The 2,973-nt window shown below is 74.5% G+C and carries 3 protein-coding genes and 1 pseudogene; 2 read left to right on the top strand and 2 right to left on the bottom strand.

All coding sequences use genetic code 11. From position 1 onward, the window contains the following. Positions 1-693: pseudogene (locus tag DKL51_RS20625) on the bottom strand (hypothetical protein); the annotation flags it as partial. A gap of 198 nt (positions 694-891) precedes the next feature. On the opposite strand from DKL51_RS20625, the gene DKL51_RS20630 reads away from it, so the two are divergent. Both DKL51_RS20630 and DKL51_RS20640 read left to right on the top strand, forming a co-directional pair. Further along, positions 892-1,575 carry a BON domain-containing protein gene (locus tag DKL51_RS20630; RefSeq protein ID WP_109947903.1) on the top strand — a complete coding sequence of 228 codons (684 nt, stop codon included), beginning with the start codon at positions 892-894 and terminating at the stop codon, positions 1,573-1,575. Between the two features lie 187 nt (positions 1,576-1,762). Next, complete coding sequence (locus tag DKL51_RS20640; protein ID WP_109947904.1) at positions 1,763-2,314, top strand: DsbA family protein; 552 nt, start codon at positions 1,763-1,765, stop codon at positions 2,312-2,314. Between the two features lie 38 nt (positions 2,315-2,352). Here DKL51_RS20640 and DKL51_RS20645 read toward each other — a convergent pair. Beyond that, positions 2,353-2,973, bottom strand: a 621-nt coding sequence (locus DKL51_RS20645; protein WP_221623218.1) for a helix-turn-helix transcriptional regulator, incomplete at its 5' end; no start/stop codon positions are given.

The raw sequence follows: 2,973 nt of genomic DNA on the forward strand, positions 1-2,973 counted from the left end.
TCCCGCCCCCGCCCAGCCGGGTCGGACCCGGTCCGGCCGGTACCCGCGGCGCAGCGACCAGCCGTGCCCCCGCGCCAGCATCGCCAGCGCCAGGGCGATCCCGCCCCCGCAGAGCACGTGCAGGTGCCCGGCCTGGGCCAGCTTCCACGGGGCGTACGCGAACGAGGCGCCGGCCACCGCCGCACCTGCCCGCCCCGCGCCCAACTGCCGGGCCAGCGCGTACGCCCCGACGAAGGCGAGCGCGTGCACCAGCACGTACAGCAGGTTGTAGCGGGCGACGGCGGCCACCGGCCCGTCGCCGACCATGCCGAACGGGGCGAAGCCCAGCAGGGTGTCCGAGTAGGCGTAGGTGTAGGGCTCCGGGAAGAACGTGTTGGAGTGCCAGACCTGCGCCGGATCGGTCAGCAGGGCGTGCCCGCCCCAGGCGATCTGCCACGCCTGCAGGGTCGGATCGCCGGTGTCCTGCGGCAACCTGCCGGTCAGGTCGCGCAGGGTCGGCCAGGTCATCGCCGCGGCCAGCAGCAGCGCGCCGAGCACGGCGAGCGTCCACTCGTGCCGGAGCAGCCGCCCCGCCCCGGTCAGCAGGCGCTTCCACCGTCCCGGCCCCTGCCAGCCGCGGCCCACGGGCCGGCGACGGAGGACGCTGGTCGGCGTCCGCACCTCGGTCGGGGCCGCCTCGCGTACACCGCTCATCGCCCGCCTCCCCCGCCCGCCGTGGTCGCACCAGATCGTGCCCCACCGGGCGGCGACTGTCGACGGCCGCCCGCTCCGCGCGGCTCACCCGGAGCGGGTGAGGGCGGCTCACCCCGGGCCCGGACAGGATCGGTCCTGGCGGGCGTCCGTGCCGGCGCAGCCCGCCGCCTGCGATCCCGATCCGTGAAGGAGCGACCGATGGCCACCGGGACGATCACCCGTACCGACCAGGACATCCAGTCCGACGTCCTCGACGAGCTGAGCTGGGAACCCCGGGTCCGACCCAACGAGATCGGCGTGACCGTCACCGACGGAGTGGTGACGCTGACCGGTTGGGTGGACAGCTACGCCAAGAAGTGGGCCGCCGAACGGGCCGCGCACCGGGTGTCCCGGGTGCGGGCGGTCGCCAACGACCTCGCCGTACGGATCGCCACCTCCGCCGAGCGCAGCGATCCGGAGATCGCCACCGCGGCCAGCCGCGCGCTGGAGTGGGACGCGTTCGTGCCGATCGAGGCGCTCGACGTGACCGTGTCCGACGGCTGGGTCACCTTGCACGGCGAGGTCGAGTGGGAGTACCAGCGCCGCGCCGCGGAACGCTCCGTAGGCCGGTTGACCGGGGTGCGCGGGGTGAGCAACGGGATCACCGTACGGCCGGCGACCTCGGCGGCCGACCACCGCGACCTGGCCGGCCGGATCGTGGACGCGCTGGCCCGCAACCGGGCCACCGAGGCCGAGGGGATCTACGTCCGGATCCACGACGGCGACACCGTGCTGCTCCGGGGCCACGTGCACTCGGTGCCCGAACGCGAGGAGGTGGAACGGATCGTCTGGTCCGCGCCCGGCATCCGCGAGGTGCACAACCACATCACCGTCGGCCGCTGACCCAGGGGGCCGGCGGAACCACCCGGGCCGGGTGAGCCCGGTTCACCCGGTCGCGGGTGAGCGTGGGAACCATGACTGATCCGAACGGGCTGATCACACCCGGGTGCTCCGCGCCCGGGTTTTCCCTTCCGGCGGCCCCGGACGGGCAGCTGGACCGGCTCGCCGTCGACCGGGCAGTGGTGGCCGCATGACCACTCCGTTGCAGGTCACCACGGCGAAGCTGCGGATCCCGGTCACCGGGACGGACCACGTCCGCGGGCCGGCGGGCGCGCCGGTCACCGTCGTCGAGTACGGCGACTTCCAGTGCCGGTTCTGCGGGGCCGCGTACGCCAACCTGGCCGAGGTGCTGCGCCAGCGGGCGGACGTGGTCCGGCTGGTCTACCGGCACTTCCCGATCGCCAACGTCCACCCGTACGCGGAGAGCGCGGCGGAGGCGGCCGAGGCCGCGGGAGAGCGGGGACAGTTCTGGGCGATGCATGACTGGCTCTACGAGCACCAGGACCAGCTCGACCCGGTGCACCTGTCGCTCGGGATCGAGCAGCTCGGCCTGCCGCCCGACGAGCTCGCCGGCGAGGTGGATCGGCAGGCGCACGCCGACCGGGTCCGGCGGGACTTCGTCGGCGGCATCCGCAGCGGGGTCACCGGCACGCCGACCCTGTTCATCAACGAGGTCCGCCACGAGGGCGGCTACGACCTGGCCGACCTGTTGGCCGCGGTGGACGCGGTGGCCAACGGCTGAGCCGCTGACCGGCCGAACCCGTCAGACACGGTCAGTCGTCAGATCAACCGGAGCTCGCGGGCCCGTCGGACCGCCTCGCGCCGGCGGGTCGCGTCGAGCTTGCGGTAGATGTTGCGCACGTGGGTCTTCACCGTGTTGACCGACAGGGACAGCTCGCTGGCGATCTCCACGTTGGACAGGATGCTCTGCAGGTACCGCAGGATGGTCAGCTCCCGCTCGGTGAGCGGCTCGTCCAGCGCCCGCTCCGTCGTGCCCGGCCGGTCCGTCGGCTCGTCGGCGCGCCGCTCGTCCGCACCCCGCACGAGGTCGCTCACCGTCGGCCAGTGCGCGGTACCGGAGTCGAGGTGGGCGGCGAGCAGATCGCGTACCCCCGGCTCCGCCCGGGTGAAGACCCGGCGGTAGCCGTCCGGCTCGGCCAGGTCGAGCACCCCCTCCAGGATCCGGCCGGCCCGCCGGTCGTCACCGCCCCGCTCGGCCAGCACCGCGTCGAGCAGCCCGGCGGCGAGGCGTACCGGCAGCGGCCAGGACTCGGCGTCCGGGGCTGTCCAGTCCGGCAGCGCCTGGACGGCGGCCCGCGGGTCACCGGCCCGCAGCTCCACCCGGGTCAGCGCCACCGCCAGCACCGCCGCCACTGTTACGTGCGCCTCCGGCGTGATCCC

It is taken from the genome of Micromonospora globispora (genome assembly GCF_003857015.1).
Lineage (GTDB): Bacteria > Actinomycetota > Actinomycetes > Mycobacteriales > Micromonosporaceae > Micromonospora > Micromonospora globispora.

Coding starts and splice junctions, on each gene's coding strand:
- DKL51_RS20630 (WP_109947903.1), top strand. CDS start 892: ATGGCCACCGGGACGATCACCCGTACCGACCAGGACATCCAGTCCGAC.
- DKL51_RS20640 (WP_109947904.1), top strand. CDS start 1,763: ATGACCACTCCGTTGCAGGTCACCACGGCGAAGCTGCGGATCCCGGTC.